Origin of the sequence: Paraburkholderia sp. GAS206C (genome assembly GCF_050435645.1) — a bacterium.
Lineage (GTDB): Bacteria > Pseudomonadota > Gammaproteobacteria > Burkholderiales > Burkholderiaceae > Paraburkholderia > Paraburkholderia phenazinium_B.
The window spans coordinates 139,390-154,354 of sequence record NZ_JBNDKR010000009.1; the positions used below are offsets into that span (position 1 = coordinate 139,390).

Sequence of the window (14,965 nt, forward strand, 5' to 3'; positions counted from 1 at the left end):
ATCCACTTCTCGTTTTTCAACGCCGTCACCTGTGGTGACGGCGTTTTCATTTCAGGGTCTCTGCAGGGGCTTTCCTGCAGTTCCTTGCGTTTTCCTTTATCGTTTGTGCTTTCGCCAGACCAGAAATTGCCTTTTACCCATGTCGTCCACCCAGCTTCGCGTGTTCCTGCTGTTCTCCGCCGGCTACTTCGTCTCCTATGTCTTTCGCGGCGTCAATCTCGGCTTCGCGCCACTCATCACGCATGATCTGGGTCTATCCGCTGCCGATCTCGGCCTGCTGACGAGTCTCTACTTCCTTGGCTTCGCCGGCGCCCAGATTCCAGCGGGCGTGCTGCTCGACCACTATGGCACGCGCCGCGTCACCGCCGGCACGCTGCTGTTTGCGGCGGCCGGGATCTGGGTATTCGGGACGGCGCACGGTATCGGCACGATGATGCTAGGGCGCCTTTTGATCGGCGTCGGCGTGTCGGTCTGCCTCGGCGCGGCGTTCAAGGCGCTGGCGCAGTATTTCGAGCCCGCGCGGCTGCCGTTCGTCAACGGCCTGGTGATGGCGGTGGGCGGTCTGGGCGGCGTGGTCGTGGGTTCGCCGTTGACCTGGGTGCTGACGTTCGCGAGCTGGCGGGCAGTCTGCGGCGGCTTGGGCGTGCTGACCATCCTGGTGGCGCTCGCTTTGTGGACGCTCGCGCCGGAAAAACGCGAAGAGCATCACGGGACGAGTCTCGCTGGACAGTTCAAAGGCACGTGGCACATCCTCAAAAGCGCAGCTTTCTGGAAGATCGCGTCGTTTTCTGTCGTCACCCAAGGCGTGTTCTATTCGATGCAGTCGCTATGGGTCGGCGCATGGATGCGCGATGTGATGGGCTTTGCCCCCCGTGAGGCCGCTGCGCTCGTATCCATTCTCGGTGTCGCGATGATGGCCGGCTGCGTCGGTTTTGGCGCTGCGGCGCGCAGTCTGGAAAGGCGCGGCGTCTCGCTCTACGCCTTCTGCGGAATCGGCATGGCGCTCTTCGTGGTCACCCAGTTGCTCATCATGCTTCGCGCGCCGTTGCCCGCAGGCCTGTTGTGGGCGGCATACGGCATCTTCGGTGGGACGGGCATCCTCAGCTACGCGGTATTGACGCGGCATCTCCCGCAGCAGCTGATCGGGCGCGGCAACACCACGCTGACGCTGATTCTTTTTCTGCTGATTTTCGGTTTCCAGATTGGCGTCGGCGCGGTGCTATCGCTCTGGCCCGCCGACGCCGGCCACTATCCGGCCGCCGCGCACCTAACCGCCTGGAGCGTTCTGGTCGCGCTTCAGATCGCCAGCGCGATCTGGTACGTATTGCCGAGCCGTGCGCTGGCGAAGCCGATCCATCTGCAGGCCGAACATCCGTCGTGATGCGCTGAAACCCTTGTGGATAAAGGCGCCCATGCGCCGTTCGGGGCTCCGCGCCCCGTTCCCGTCCCATCTCAGATTTGGAGGGAAGGGCACTTTCGGGCTATAATTCCAAGGTTTGAGCTTATCAACCCGCACCCTAGCGCCTACCTCTCCCATACCGTTCATCCGCCGCGCGCGGCTGACGCACCGCACCCAGCCGATCAGTCCACACAATGGATCCATCGCGCCCTTGCGACGTCTGCTGTGACACGCGAGCGAGCCTGCGCGCGCATCCACCGATGCATCTCGCTGCGGCTCGCACGGCTCGGATAGACAGGTCGGCACAGGGTGCTCCCCCAAGGAGTCTCCCGTGTTGCCGTCTTTTTCTCCCGCTCTGCTCGCGCTCGCCGACGGCACGGTCTTTCGTGGCTACTCGATCGGCGCTCCCGGCCATACGATTGGCGAAGTCGTTTTCAACACCGCGATCACCGGTTACCAGGAAATCCTGACTGACCCGAGCTATGCGCGTCAGATTGTGACCCTCACGTATCCGCATATCGGCAACGTCGGCGTGAACGCCGAGGATGTCGAAGCCTCGAAAGTCCATGCCGCCGGTCTGATCATCCGCGACCTGCCGGTTCTTGCATCGAACTTCCGCATGGAGCGCACGCTCTCGCAATACCTGCAGGACGAAGGCGTGGTTGCCATTGCCGGCCTCGACACGCGCAAGCTGACCCGCGTGCTGCGCGACAAGGGTGCGCAGAATGGGGCGATCCTCGCCGGCTCGGATGACGAAGCCAAGGCAATCGAACTCGCTCGCTCGTTCCCGGGTCTGGCCGGCATGGACCTGGCGAAGGTCGTGTCGACCCGGGAATCGTTCGAATGGACGCAGACCGAATGGCGTCTGGGCGAGGGCTACGGCACGCAGAAGGCGCCGAAGTATCGCGTGGTCGCGTTCGACTACGGCGTGAAGTACAACATCCTGCGCATGCTGGCTGAGCGCGGTTGCCACGTCACCGTGCTGCCGGCGCAGGCTACTGCGGCAGACGCGCTCGCGCTCAATCCGGACGGCGTGTTCCTGTCGAACGGCCCGGGTGACCCGGAACCGTGCGACTACGCAATTGAAGCCACCAAAGAACTGATCGGGAGCGGCATTCCGACTTTCGGCATTTGCCTCGGTCATCAGATCATGGGCCTCGCGGTCGGCGCGAAGACCATGAAGATGAAGACGGGTCACCACGGCGCGAACCATCCGGTGAAGGATCTGGACGACGGCCGCGTGGTCATCACGTCGCAGAACCACGGTTTCGCAGTCGACGCTGCTACGCTGCCCGCCAACGCACGTGCCACGCACGTGTCGCTGTTCGACGGCACGCTGCAGGGCTTCGCGCTGACCGACAAGCCGGCGTTCTGCTTCCAGGGTCACCCGGAAGCGTCGCCTGGCCCGCACGACATTGCTTATCTGTTCGATCGCTTCACCGGCTTGATGGACCACAGGAAAGCTGGCAAGACGGCAGCTGCAGCGGCGGCTTAAGGCGTCAGCTTATGGGGTGGTCGCCAAAGGCGCCCACCCAGGACGCCTGCGTCAGGCGGAGCCCCGGAAGTTTTAACGCCGGGCCGCTCTGCGGACAAACAGAACAGAGCGCGCCGCCACAGTTGCAACGTGGAGCCACCGCAGCAGCACCGGCCCCGGCAGCAGCGGCGAAGCGCGCCAACGGAAAGAACTCAGGAATACATTAGCGAGAGCGTTATGCCCAAGCGGACAGACATTAAAAGCATCCTCATCATCGGCGCGGGTCCGATCATCATCGGCCAGGCGTGCGAGTTCGACTACTCGGGCGCCCAGGCTTGCAAGGCGTTGCGTGAGGAAGGCTACAAGGTCATTCTCGTCAACAGCAATCCGGCGACGATCATGACCGACCCGAACACGGCCGACGTGACTTACATCGAGCCGATCACGTGGGAAGTGGTGGAACGCATCATCGCCAAGGAGCGCCCCGACGCGATCCTCCCGACGATGGGTGGCCAGACCGCGCTGAACTGCGCGCTCGACCTGCACGCACACGGCGTGCTCGAGAAGTACAAGGTCGAACTGATCGGCGCATCGCCGGAAGCCATCGACAAGGCGGAAGACCGTCAGAAGTTCAAGGACGCGATGACCAAGATCGGTCTCGGTTCGGCCAAGTCGGGCACCGCGCATTCGATGGAAGAAGCGTTGCAGGTGCAGGCGCAGATCGCGGTGGAAACTGGCAGCGGCGGGTATCCGGTGGTGATCCGTCCGTCGTTCACGCTTGGCGGCTCGGGTGGCGGCATTGCATACAACCGCGAAGAGTTCGAAGAGATCTGCAAGCGCGGTCTGGACCTGTCGCCCACGCGCGAACTGCTGATCGAAGAATCGTTGCTCGGCTGGAAAGAGTACGAGATGGAAGTGGTCCGCGACAAGAAGGACAACTGCATCATCGTGTGCTCGATCGAAAACCTGGACCCCATGGGCATCCACACCGGCGACTCGATCACCGTTGCGCCGGCGCAGACGCTCACGGACAAGGAATACCAGATCCTGCGTAACGCATCGCTCGCGGTGCTGCGCGAAATCGGCGTGGATACAGGCGGCTCGAACGTACAGTTCTCGATCAATCCGAAAGACGGCCGGATGATCGTGATCGAAATGAATCCGCGCGTGTCGCGTTCGTCGGCACTGGCCTCGAAGGCGACTGGTTTCCCAATCGCGAAGGTTGCGGCGAAGCTCGCCTGCGGCTACACGCTCGATGAACTGAAGAACGAAATCACCGGCGGTCAGACCCCGGCTTCGTTCGAACCGACCATCGACTACGTCGTCACCAAGATCCCACGTTTCGCGTTCGAGAAATTCCGCGAGGCCGATTCGCGTCTGACCACGCAGATGAAGTCAGTTGGCGAAGTGATGGCGATTGGCCGCACTTTCCAGGAGTCGTTCCAGAAGGCGCTGCGCGGTCTCGAAGTGGGCGTGGACGGTCTTGATGAAAAGACCACCAGCCGCGACGAGGTCATCCGCGAGATCGGCGAAGCCGGTCCGGACCGCATCTGGTACGTGGGCGACGCGTTCCGTATCGGCATGAGCGCCGAGGAAATCTTCGAAGAGACTTCGATCGACCCGTGGTTCCTCGCGCAGATCGAACAGATCGTGCTGAAGGAAAAGGCGCTAGGCGGCCGCACGCTCGCGAGCCTGTCGAAGGAAGAACTGAAGTATCTGAAGCAGAGCGGCTTCTCGGACCGCCGGCTGGCCAAGTTGCTCGGCGCGAAGCCGGCCGAAGTGCGTCAACGCCGGATTGAGTTGAACGTGCGTCCGGTCTACAAACGCGTCGACACGTGCGCGGCCGAATTCGCCACCAAGACCGCATACATGTACTCGACCTACGAGGAAGAGTGCGAAGCGAATCCCACGAGTAACAAGAAGATCATGGTGCTGGGCGGTGGTCCGAACCGGATCGGCCAGGGCATCGAGTTCGACTATTGCTGCGTGCACGCCGCGCTCGCCATGCGCGAAGACGGCTACGAAACGATCATGGTCAACTGCAACCCTGAAACGGTTTCGACCGACTACGACACGTCCGATCGTCTGTACTTCGAATCGTTGACGCTCGAAGACGTGCTGGAAATCGTCGACAAGGAAAAGCCGGTCGGCGTGATCGTGCAGTATGGTGGTCAAACGCCGCTGAAGCTTGCGCTCGATCTCGAAGCGAACGGCGTGCCGATCATCGGCACCTCGCCGGACATGATCGACGCCGCCGAAGACCGCGAGCGTTTCCAGAAGCTGCTGCAGGGCCTCGGCCTGCGCCAGCCGCCGAATCGTACCGCCCGCGCTGAAGACGAAGCGCTGAAGCTCGCCGACGAAATCGGCTACCCGCTCGTCGTCCGTCCGTCGTATGTGCTGGGCGGCCGCGCCATGGAAATCGTCCACGAGCCGCGCGACCTCGAGCGCTATATGCGCGAGGCCGTGAAGGTATCGAACGATTCGCCGGTGCTGCTCGACCGCTTCCTCAACGACGCAATCGAATGCGACGTGGATTGCATCTCCGATGGCGAAGCCGTGTTTATCGGTGGCGTGATGGAGCACATCGAACAGGCGGGCGTCCACTCGGGTGACTCCGCTTGCTCGCTGCCGCCGTATTCGCTGTCGAAGGAAACCGTGGCGGAACTGAAGCGTCAAACCGGTGCGATGGCCCGGGCACTGAACGTGATCGGCCTGATGAACGTTCAGTTCGCAATCCAGCAAGTGCCGCAGGCGGACGGTTCGAAAGAGGACGTGATCTACGTGCTCGAAGTGAACCCGCGCGCCTCGCGTACGGTACCGTATGTGTCTAAGGCGACCAGCCTGCCGCTCGCGAAGATCGCCGCGCGTGCGATGGTCGGCCAGACGCTGGCGCAGCAGGGCGTGACGAAGGAAATCGATCCGCCGTACTTCAGCGTGAAGGAAGCGGTGTTCCCGTTCGTCAAGTTCCCGACCGTCGACCCGGTGCTCGGACCTGAAATGCGTTCGACCGGCGAGGTGATGGGTGTGGGCCAGACCTTCGGTGAGGCGCTGTTCAAGTCGCAGCTTGCCGCAGGTTCGCGTTTGCCGGAGTCGGGCACGGTGCTGCTGACCGTGATGGACGCCGACAAGCCGAAGGCCGTCGAAGTCGCGCGCATGCTGCACGAACTCGGCTATCCGATCGTCGCGACCAAGGGTACGGCTGCCGCAATCGAAGCGGCTGGCGTGCCGGTCAAGGTCGTCAACAAGGTGAAAGACGGCCGTCCGCACATCGTGGATATGATCAAGAACGCAGAGATCGCGCTGGTCTTTACGACCGTCGACGAAACCCGCGCGGCGATCGCCGATTCGCGTTCAATCCGCATGAGCGCGCAGGCGAACAAGGTCACGTACTACACGACGATGTCAGGTGCGCGGGCTGCAGTCGAAGGGTTGCGGTATTTGAAGGACCTGGAAGTCTATGATTTACAAGGACTCCATGCTCGCCTAAACTAAGGCTTCGAATACCTGTCCAAGATGTAAGTGCCGCGGTTAAGCGGCGTCCCTCAAGGTACCGGCATGGGCTTTGCCCGGGCTCAGGTGCCAGCGGGGATGCACTTAACCGCGGTGATTTTTTTTACGGCCGTTTTTTTGCCACTAGAGCTGTTTATGAGCACTATTCCATTGACGACGCGTGGCGCCAAGAAGCTGCGCGATGAACTACAGCATCTGAAATCGGTTGAACGTCCGGCGGTCGTCAACTCGATCGCTGAAGCGCGTGCCCAGGGCGACCTGTCGGAAAACGCCGAATACGACGCTGCGAAAGAAAAGCAGGGCTTTATCGAGGGCCGCATTGCGGAAATCGAGTCGAAGCTGGCTGGCGCTCAGATCATCGACCCCGCTGCGGTGGACGCGGACGGCCGCATCGTGTTCGGTGCGACCGTGGAGCTGGAAGACCTGAAATCAGGGGCTTCGGTGAAGTATCAGATTGTCGGCGACGACGAAGCGGACCTCGAGCACGGCCTGATCTCGATCAGTTCGCCGATCGCGCGCGCCCTGATCGGCAAGTCCGAGGGCGACGTGGCGTCGGTGCAGGCGCCCGGCGGCGTGCGCGAGTACGAAATCATCGCCGTCAGCTACGTCTGAAGAGGGCTCAGGTGTCTACCCCGCTGTCTCCCATGCCGCACAGGGTGTTCCGGCTACTGACCGTTATCTGGGTCGGGAGCCTGCTCACCATCGGCTATGCGGTGGCGCCTGTGTTGTTTACTTCGCTTGATCGGGCTGCGGCGGGCGAGGTCGCGGCGCAACTGTTTCGCATCGAAGGCGTGCTTGGCGTGGTGTGCGGCGTGCTGTTGCTTGGGCTCGCCAATGTGCTGATCCGTCGCGGCAACGATGCTTATCGCCGTCTGCGCTGGCTGATCGCCGGGATGGTGGTGTGCGTGCTGCTCGGTTACTTCGCGCTGCAGCCGTTCATGAATGCAATCCGCATGGCTGCGCTGGCGGCCGGCACGGATGTCGCCCATTCGCCGGATGCGATGCGCTTCGGCGTGCTGCATGGCGTGTCGAGCCTGTTTTATCTGATCGAGAGCTTGCTCGCAGTGGCGCTGGTGTGGAAGCTGCCCACCAACGCGACGGCTGGGCTGACCGGGCAAGAAGAAGTCCGGGGCGCAGCGGGTAAGGGCGTTGCCGGTTAGATACCCCTGGTTGGCACCAGTCAATCAATAGTCGATCAACGCAACGCGCGACGCTGCGGGCAGGGCGCCCGCAGCCTCTTCAGCTTTCACGCAGAGATTACTTGACCGACTGGTGCGGACGCTTGGCGCTGGCCTGGCGTTTCTTGGCGCGCTTGATATTGCCGCCTTGCGTAACGCGTTCGTTACCGCGCACCACGACCTTCTTGGGCTTCGGCTTGCGCATCGGGATTTCGGACGGTTTGACCACCGTCACGACGCGCGGGGCGCGGCCTTTACCGGGCTTGGCATCTTCAGCCGCCGCCTGACGGGCGCTCGGAAGTTCGCCACGACGCACGCTCGGCAACTCGCCGCGTTTAGCGCGGGTGGCGGCCGGCTTGGCTGCAGCTTCGGGCTTCCAGATCACCAGCAGCTTGCCGAGGTGCTGGATCGGCGCCGCATTCAGCGTGTCGCAGATCTGTTCGTAGACCGCGAGCCGTTCCTCGCGTTCGTCGCCGAACACCCGGATCTTGATCAGTTGATGGGCGCCCAGGTGGACCTTGATTTCGGCCAGTACGGCGTCGGTCAAGCCCTCGGCGCCGATGAGCACGACCGGTTTGAGCGCATGTGCCTGGGAGCGCAACTCGGCGCGTTGATCGGAAGAGACTTTGAGGGCTGGCATGGAAAGTGGGAGACTCGACTAAAATGGCGGCGCCTGCATTTCCGATCGCTTCGGTCGATCGCGCAGGGCGGCGCGTCAGAACAACAGAGAACGCGGTTGATGGCCCCAAGGGTGAGACCCATGGAGCGGCAGCCGCGCGAATAAAACGCGTATTATCCGCTAAAAGCGCGGCATCACGCAGCAAGAGTTCAACGGTTAATGGCAAAAAACAAATTCAACACCTCGTGGCTGCACGATCACATCAATGATCCGTACGTGAAACTGGCGCAGCGGGAGGGCTATCGCGCCCGCGCTGCCTACAAACTGAAGGAAATCGACGAACAGGACAAGCTGATCCGTCCCGGCCAGGTGATTGTCGATCTCGGCTCGGCGCCCGGCAGCTGGAGCCAGTACGTCCGCAACAAGCTGGCGCAGGGCGCGAAGCGCGATGCGACGCGCGAAGGCGGCATCGACGGCACGATCATCGCGCTCGACCTGCTGCCCATGGAGCCGATTGCCGACGTCATCTTCATTCAGGGTGACTTCCGCGAGGACTCGGTTCTGCACCAGCTGGAAGAATTGGTAGGAGCGCGTCAGGTCGACCTTGTAATTTCCGATATGGCGCCCAACCTGTCGGGAGTGGCGCTGGCGGATGCCGCGCGAATCGAGCATGTCTGCGATCTCGCGCTGGAATTCTCCCAGAATCACCTGAAGCCGGATGGTGCCCTTTTAGTCAAATGCTTTCACGGCAGCGGTTACAGCCAGATTGTCGAGAAGTTCAAGCAGCAGTTTAAGACGGTGGCCGCGCGTAAGCCGAAAGCGTCTCGCGACAAATCGTCCGAAACTTTTATTTTGGGTAAGCATCTGAAACGGCCCGGTTGAATGGGCGCTCCGTAGGCATCCCGCGACATTTTTGAGTCCCGGAATTGTCGGAAAAGCGGCACTGGAACAGCGTTTTGCGCTATTTATGTGGTAGCGAAACGTTATGGCAGGGGTCTGCGGACTGGATTAGAATGCTTTAGTGGTGCCGCAAGGCAAATGTAGGCGCCCGTCTATGAGTGAAGGAGTGGTGCTTTGAACAACAATATGTTTTCGAAGGCAGCAGTGTGGCTGGTTATCGCACTGGTGCTGTTTACGGTGTTCAAGCAGTTCGATAAGCCCCGGGTCCAGGAAGGCGTTTCCTATTCGCAGTTCATGGATGACGCAAAGAACGGCAAGGTCAAGAACGTCATCGTTCAGGGGCGTAACCTCACGGTCACTCCAGCAGACGGCCAGAAGTACCAGATCGTGTCGCCCGGCGACATCTGGATGGTCGGCGACCTGATGAAGTATGGCGTTCAGGTGAGCGGCAAGGCCGATGACGAACCGAACGCGCTTGTGTCCGCGCTGTACTACCTCGGACCAACAATCCTGATTATCGGGTTCTGGTTCTACATGATGAGACAGATGCAGGGAGGCGGGAAAGGGGGTGCGTTCTCGTTCGGCAAGTCCCGTGCACGTCTGATCGATGAGAACAATAACGCAATCAATTTCACTGACGTCGCCGGTTGCGACGAAGCCAAGGAAGAAGTCTCCGAGCTGGTCGACTTCCTGCGCGATCCACAGAAATTCCAGAAGCTAGGCGGGCGGATACCGCGCGGCGTGCTGCTGGTCGGGCCACCGGGAACCGGTAAGACGCTGCTCGCGCGTGCCATCGCCGGCGAAGCCAAGGTGCCGTTCTTCAGCATTTCGGGTTCTGACTTCGTGGAAATGTTCGTCGGTGTCGGCGCGGCTCGTGTGCGTGACATGTTCGAACAGGCCAAGAAGCATGCGCCGTGTATCGTGTTCATCGACGAAATCGACGCGGTCGGCCGTCATCGTGGCGCCGGCATGGGCGGCGGTAACGACGAGCGCGAACAGACGCTGAACCAGATGCTGGTGGAAATGGACGGCTTCGAAGCGAATTCGGGCGTGATCGTGATCGCTGCCACGAACCGTTCGGATGTGCTGGACAAGGCGCTGCTGCGTCCGGGCCGTTTCGACCGCCAGGTGTATGTCGGTCTGCCGGATATCCGCGGTCGCGAACACATCATGAAGGTCCACCTGCGCAAGGTACCTATCTCGAACGACGTCGACGCAGCGGTTATCGCACGCGGCACGCCGGGTTTCTCGGGTGCTGATCTCGCGAATCTCGTGAACGAAGCAGCGCTGTTTGCGGCTCGCCGCGGCAAGCGCATCGTCGAGATGATCGATTTCGAAGACGCGAAGGACAAGATTTTCATGGGTCCGGAGCGCAAGTCGGCCGTGATCCGCGAAGAGTCGAAGCGCGCCACGGCGTACCACGAGTCGGGCCACGCGGTGATCGCCAAGCTGTTGCCGAAGGCAGATCCGGTGCACAAGGTCACCATCATCCCGCGCGGTCGCGCACTGGGTGTGACGTGGCAGTTGCCGGAGCACGACAACGAAACGTATTCGAAGGACTACCTGCTGGATCGTCTGGCGATTCTGTTCGGTGGCCGGGTCGCGGAAGAGTTGTTCCTGAACCTGATCAGCACCGGCGCGTCGGACGACTTCAACAAGGCAACGGCTACGGCCCGCGCCATGGTGGCCCGTTTCGGCATGACCGATGCGCTCGGACCGATGGTCTACGTGGACGACGAGAACGACGCTACGCCGTTTGGCCGCGGTTTCACGCGAACCATTTCGGAAGCGACGCAACAGAAGGTCGACGCGGAAATCCGCCGTGTGCTGGACGAGCAGTACAACCTCGCGAAGCGCCTGCTGGAAGATAACCGGGACAAGGTCGAAGCGATGACTTCCGCCCTGATGGAGTGGGAAACGATCGACGCCGATCAGATCAACGACATCATGGCAGGCCGTCCGCCGCGCGCCCCGAAGAGTTCGCCGCCGTCGGCAACGGACGCTTCCTCGGGTGGCAGCACGGGTAGTGAGGTGAAGCCGGGCAGCGCGACTGCACCGGCCTGATCGAAGCCACGTTCAACTTGCGGGCCGGTGTGATTCCACACCGGCCCGTTTTGCATTCTTCGTTATTCATCCGCCCGATTCGCCCAATTACCCGCTGCATGGTCCGTCACGTGTCGAATACCGCACTACCGTATCTCCCCGAACCTGAGCCGTTGCAATGCGGCCGCTTTACGCTGAGCTTCGAGCGGCCGTTGGTGATGGGCATTCTGAACGTCACACCCGACTCGTTCTCCGATGGCGGCAAGTTCGAAATGCGCGGAGATGCTTTGCGGCAGGCCGAGCGGATGATGCTCGATGGCGCGGATCTGATCGATATCGGCGGCGAATCGACCCGTCCCGGCGCACCGCCGGTGCCGCTCGATGAGGAGCTGGAGCGGGTGATACCGCTCATCGAACAGTTGCACGACGCCCAGGTACCGCTATCGGTCGATACCTACAAGCCCGAGGTGATGCGCCACGCGCTGGCCGCCGGCGCGGACCTGATCAACGACATCTGGGGCTTCCGGAGGCCCGGCGCCATCGACGCCGTGCGCGACAGTCTGTGCGGGCTCTGCGTCATGCATATGCTCGGTGAGCCGCAGACCATGCAGGTGGGTGAACCGGCCTATGAGGACGTCGTCAGCGAGGTGCGGGCGTTTCTCGAGCAACGGGTCGTAGCGTTGATGCAGGCAGGGATCGCAAAACGGCGCATCAGCGTCGACCCCGGATTCGGTTTCGGCAAGGCCGTGGTCGAACACAACTACGCCTTGCTGGCCCACTTGCCGGAGACGGCACCGCGCGGCGAGCCGCCGTTTGCCGCACCGGTTCCCATTCTGGCCGGCATGTCGCGCAAGTCGATGCTGGGCTCGGTCACCGGCCGGGCAGCGTCGGAGCGCGTGGCTGCAAGCGTGGCCGCAGCCATCTGTGCAGCCGAACGCGGGGCTGCGATACTGCGCGTGCACGATGTCGCAGAAACAGTCGATGGATTAAAAGTTTGGGCAGCCATGCGCGACGCAACGCGTCGCAGCTGACCCTTCGAAGAAAGAGGAAAACATAACGATGGCACGTCGCTTTTTCGGTACTGATGGCATTCGGGGCAAGGTCGGCGAGGGCCCGATCACACCAGATTTCGTGTTGAGGCTCGGTTATGCCGCCGGCAAGGTGCTGGCGGGCGGGGATCGCTGGGCCCACACCGGCCAACGCCCGACGGTCCTGATCGGCAAGGACACGCGCGTTTCGGGCTACATGCTCGAAGCCGCACTTGAGTCGGGATTCTCCGCGGCAGGCGTCGACGTGATGCTGGCCGGCCCGATGCCGACACCGGGCATCGCTTACCTGACACGCGCGCTGCGGCTTGCAGCGGGGGTGGTGATCAGCGCGTCGCACAACCCGTACTACGACAACGGGATCAAGTTCTTCTCGGCCCACGGCGACAAGTTGCCCGACGAGGTCGAACTGAAGATCGAAGAGCAACTGGATCAGCCGCTCGCTTGCGCCGCCTCGGAGCAACTGGGCAAGGCGCGCCGTCTCGATGACGCGGCCGGCCGCTATATCGAGTTCTGCAAGAGCACGTTCCCGGCGGCTTTCGACCTGCGCGGCATGAGGCTGGTGGTCGATTGCGCGCACGGGGCTGCGTATGACATCGCGCCGCATGTGTTCCACGAACTTGGGGCCGACGTAATCCCGATCGGCGTGGCGCCGAACGGCTTCAACATCAACGACGGCGTTGGCGCGACCGCTCCGGACGCGTTGGTCCGCGCGGTGAGGGCGAACCATGCCGATCTCGGCATTGCGCTCGACGGTGACGCCGACCGTCTGCAGGTCGTCGACTCGGCCGGCCGCCTCTATAACGGCGACGAGCTGCTGTATGTGCTGGTCAAAGACCGTATCGAGACGGACGGCAAGGTGGAAGGCGCAGTCGGCACCTTGATGACCAATATGGCGGTCGAAGTGGCGTTGCAGCATGCAGGCGTGAAGTTCGTGCGAGCGGCCGTCGGCGACCGCTACGTGCTCGAGCAATTGCGCGAACACGGCTGGCAATTGGGCGCCGAGGGCTCGGGACACATCCTCTCGCTCGATCGTCATTCGACCGGTGACGGAATCGTGTCATCGCTGCTGGTGCTCGCCGCCATGAAGCGTAGCGGCAAGACGCTCGCGCAACTGCTCGAAGGCGTGACGCTGTTCCCGCAGAAGCTGATCAACGTGCGCATGCAACCGGGCGCCGACTGGAAGGCGAGCGACGAGATCCGCCGCGCGATTAGCGCAGCCGAGGCGTCCCTGGACGGACATGGCCGCGTATTGATTCGCGCTTCCGGCACCGAGCCGGTCCTGCGCGTGATGGTCGAGGCCCAGCATGTGAATGACGCGGTCCAGCACGCCGAGACAATTGCCAGCGCGGTCAAGCAGGCTACCGCCTGACGGCTAACCGTTGCGTACCGCCGGGTAGGGACGCGGCCGAGCACGGCGCCGTCCTTACTCGCGGCTTCCATTTTATCCGCCAGCCTTCCAGAACCCCTTCATCCGCACGCAAACGTTGCCGCGGCGTATTTTTCGCCTAATCTCTACACACATGGCGAAAACGTCGTTCAAACAGCTTTCATCTCCCTGATTTTTCTTTCATTTCAGTAACCTTATTGTCACGTGTGATTCACGATACGTCACGTTACTGTCACAAATAGCCCCTATTCTTCGCGGTGTCCTGTAATCCGCTCACACCCTGGAGATCACATGAAATTGATGCAAACCGCGTTCGCTGGCCTGGCTGGCGCGCTCTTCGCGATCGCTGCTCAAGCCGCCGACATCACCGGCGCGGGCAGCACCTTTGCAGCACCCATCTATACGAAGTGGGCTGACGCTTATCAAAAGTCGGGCGGCGGTAAGGTCAACTATCAAGGTATCGGTTCGTCGGGCGGTATCAAGCAGATCATCGCCAAGACGGTCGATTTCGCAGGCTCGGATGCTCCGCTGAAGGACGACGAACTGGCCAAGGACGGCCTGTTCCAGTTCCCGACGGTGGTCGGCGGCGTGGTGCCGGTGGTGAACCTGCCGGGCGTGACCCCGGGCCAACTGACGCTGTCGGGCGAAGTGCTCGGCGACATCTACCTGGGCAAGATCAAGAAGTGGAACGATCCGGCGATCGTTGCACTGAACCCGAAGGCAAAGCTGCCGGATACGGACATCGCGGTGGTTCGCCGTGCTGACGGTTCGGGCACCAGCTTCATCTGGACGAACTACCTGTCGAAGGTCAACGCTGACTGGAAGTCGAAGGTCGGTGAAGGCGCAACGGTCAGCTGGCCGACGGGCACGGGCGGCAAGGGCAACGACGGCGTCGCAGCCTTCGTGCAACGTCTGCCGGGCGCAATCGGTTACGTCGAATGGGCGTACGCGAAGCAAAACAAGATGGTGTTCGTCGACATGAAGAATGCGGCAGGCACCGTGGTTGAGCCGAAGACGGAGACGTTCAAGGCAGCGGCTGCTGGCGCGGACTGGTCGAAGTCGTTCTACCAGATCCTGACGAACGAGCCGGGCAAGGACGCATGGCCGATCGTCGGCGCAACGTTCGTGCTGCTGCACACGACTCAGGACAAGGCACCGCAAGGCACCGAAACGCTGAAGTTCTTCGACTGGGCGTTCAAGAATGGTTCGGGCGCTGCTGACAGCCTCGACTACATCTCGCTGCCGGAATCGGTTGTGACGGAAATCAAGTCGCAGTGGAAGGAAAAAGTGAAGGACGCATCGGGCAAGTCAGTCGCCGAGTAAGCGTCGAACGCGTAGTAACAAGCCGCCCAGCCTCATGTGAGGCTGGGCGGCTGTAGTACTGGTTGCATGGCGTAGTGTCATGC

At 61.9% G+C, this 14,965-nt stretch carries 11 protein-coding genes; 10 read left to right on the top strand and 1 reads right to left on the bottom strand.

Going from position 1 to position 14,965, the window contains the following annotated elements:
* The first annotated feature begins 139 nt into the window (after positions 1 to 139).
* The 5 genes from P3T20_RS25290 (at position 140) to P3T20_RS25310 (ending at position 7,543) form a co-directional block, all read left to right on the top strand.
* Positions 140 to 1,381, top strand: coding sequence for an MFS transporter (locus P3T20_RS25290; protein ID WP_074263875.1), 1,242 nt, complete (start codon positions 140 to 142; stop codon positions 1,379 to 1,381).
* A gap of 349 nt (positions 1,382 to 1,730) precedes the next feature.
* Entirely contained in the window at positions 1,731 to 2,894 is a 1,164-nt protein-coding gene (gene carA / locus P3T20_RS25295) for a glutamine-hydrolyzing carbamoyl-phosphate synthase small subunit (protein WP_074263876.1), read from the top strand.
* Positions 2,895 to 3,110: 216 nt separating this feature from the next.
* Positions 3,111 to 6,365: a carbamoyl-phosphate synthase large subunit gene (carB, locus tag P3T20_RS25300; RefSeq protein ID WP_429288220.1), complete on the top strand. Its 3,255-nt coding sequence runs from the start codon at positions 3,111 to 3,113 to the stop codon at positions 6,363 to 6,365.
* Between the two features lie 153 nt (positions 6,366 to 6,518).
* Positions 6,519 to 6,995 carry a transcription elongation factor GreA gene (gene greA, locus P3T20_RS25305; RefSeq protein WP_074263878.1) on the top strand — a complete coding sequence of 159 codons (477 nt, stop codon included), beginning with the start codon at positions 6,519 to 6,521 and terminating at the stop codon, positions 6,993 to 6,995.
* Positions 6,996 to 7,027: 32 nt separating this feature from the next.
* Positions 7,028 to 7,543, top strand: a complete 516-nt coding sequence (locus P3T20_RS25310) for a DUF4149 domain-containing protein (protein WP_429288321.1) — start codon at positions 7,028 to 7,030, stop codon at positions 7,541 to 7,543.
* A 97-nt stretch (positions 7,544 to 7,640) separates the two neighbouring features.
* Here P3T20_RS25310 and P3T20_RS25315 read toward each other — a convergent pair whose 3' ends face one another.
* Entirely contained in the window at positions 7,641 to 8,201 is a 561-nt protein-coding gene (locus tag P3T20_RS25315; protein ID WP_429288221.1) for a YhbY family RNA-binding protein, read from the bottom strand.
* Positions 8,202 to 8,399: 198 nt separating this feature from the next.
* On the opposite strand from P3T20_RS25315, the gene P3T20_RS25320 reads away from it, so the two are divergent.
* The 5 genes from P3T20_RS25320 (at position 8,400) to pstS (ending at position 14,882) form a co-directional block, all read left to right on the top strand.
* Positions 8,400 to 9,062 carry an RlmE family RNA methyltransferase gene (locus P3T20_RS25320; RefSeq protein WP_429288222.1) on the top strand — a complete coding sequence of 221 codons (663 nt, stop codon included), beginning with the start codon at positions 8,400 to 8,402 and terminating at the stop codon, positions 9,060 to 9,062.
* 192 nt (positions 9,063 to 9,254) lie between these two features.
* Positions 9,255 to 11,144, top strand: a complete 1,890-nt coding sequence (gene ftsH / locus P3T20_RS25325; RefSeq protein ID WP_074263882.1) for an ATP-dependent zinc metalloprotease FtsH — start codon at positions 9,255 to 9,257, stop codon at positions 11,142 to 11,144.
* 197 nt (positions 11,145 to 11,341) lie between these two features.
* Positions 11,342 to 12,154, top strand: a complete 813-nt coding sequence (gene folP, locus P3T20_RS25330; protein ID WP_429288322.1) for a dihydropteroate synthase — start codon at positions 11,342 to 11,344, stop codon at positions 12,152 to 12,154.
* Between the two features lie 28 nt (positions 12,155 to 12,182).
* A complete protein-coding gene (gene glmM, locus P3T20_RS25335) occupies positions 12,183 to 13,541 on the top strand; it encodes a phosphoglucosamine mutase (RefSeq protein ID WP_074263884.1) in 1,359 nt (452 codons plus the stop codon).
* A gap of 309 nt (positions 13,542 to 13,850) precedes the next feature.
* Positions 13,851 to 14,882: a phosphate ABC transporter substrate-binding protein PstS gene (gene pstS, locus P3T20_RS25340; RefSeq protein WP_074263885.1), complete on the top strand. Its 1,032-nt coding sequence runs from the start codon at positions 13,851 to 13,853 to the stop codon at positions 14,880 to 14,882.
* Positions 14,883 to 14,965: the final 83 nt, after the last annotated feature.

What these genes read in the sequence shown, in the direction of transcription:
- P3T20_RS25290 (WP_074263875.1), top strand. Translation starts at nt 140, where the DNA reads ATGTCGTCCACCCAGCTTCGCGTGTTCCTGCTGTTCTCCGCCGGCTAC.
- carB (WP_429288220.1), top strand. Translation starts at nt 3,111, where the DNA reads ATGCCCAAGCGGACAGACATTAAAAGCATCCTCATCATCGGCGCGGGT.
- greA (WP_074263878.1), top strand. Translation starts at nt 6,519, where the DNA reads ATGAGCACTATTCCATTGACGACGCGTGGCGCCAAGAAGCTGCGCGAT.
- P3T20_RS25310 (WP_429288321.1), top strand. Translation starts at nt 7,028, where the DNA reads ATGCCGCACAGGGTGTTCCGGCTACTGACCGTTATCTGGGTCGGGAGC.
- P3T20_RS25315 (WP_429288221.1), bottom strand. Translation starts at nt 8,201, where the DNA reads ATGCCAGCCCTCAAAGTCTCTTCCGATCAACGCGCCGAGTTGCGCTCC.
- P3T20_RS25320 (WP_429288222.1), top strand. Translation starts at nt 8,400, where the DNA reads ATGGCAAAAAACAAATTCAACACCTCGTGGCTGCACGATCACATCAAT.
- folP (WP_429288322.1), top strand. Translation starts at nt 11,342, where the DNA reads ATGGGCATTCTGAACGTCACACCCGACTCGTTCTCCGATGGCGGCAAG.
- glmM (WP_074263884.1), top strand. Translation starts at nt 12,183, where the DNA reads ATGGCACGTCGCTTTTTCGGTACTGATGGCATTCGGGGCAAGGTCGGC.
- pstS (WP_074263885.1), top strand. Translation starts at nt 13,851, where the DNA reads ATGAAATTGATGCAAACCGCGTTCGCTGGCCTGGCTGGCGCGCTCTTC.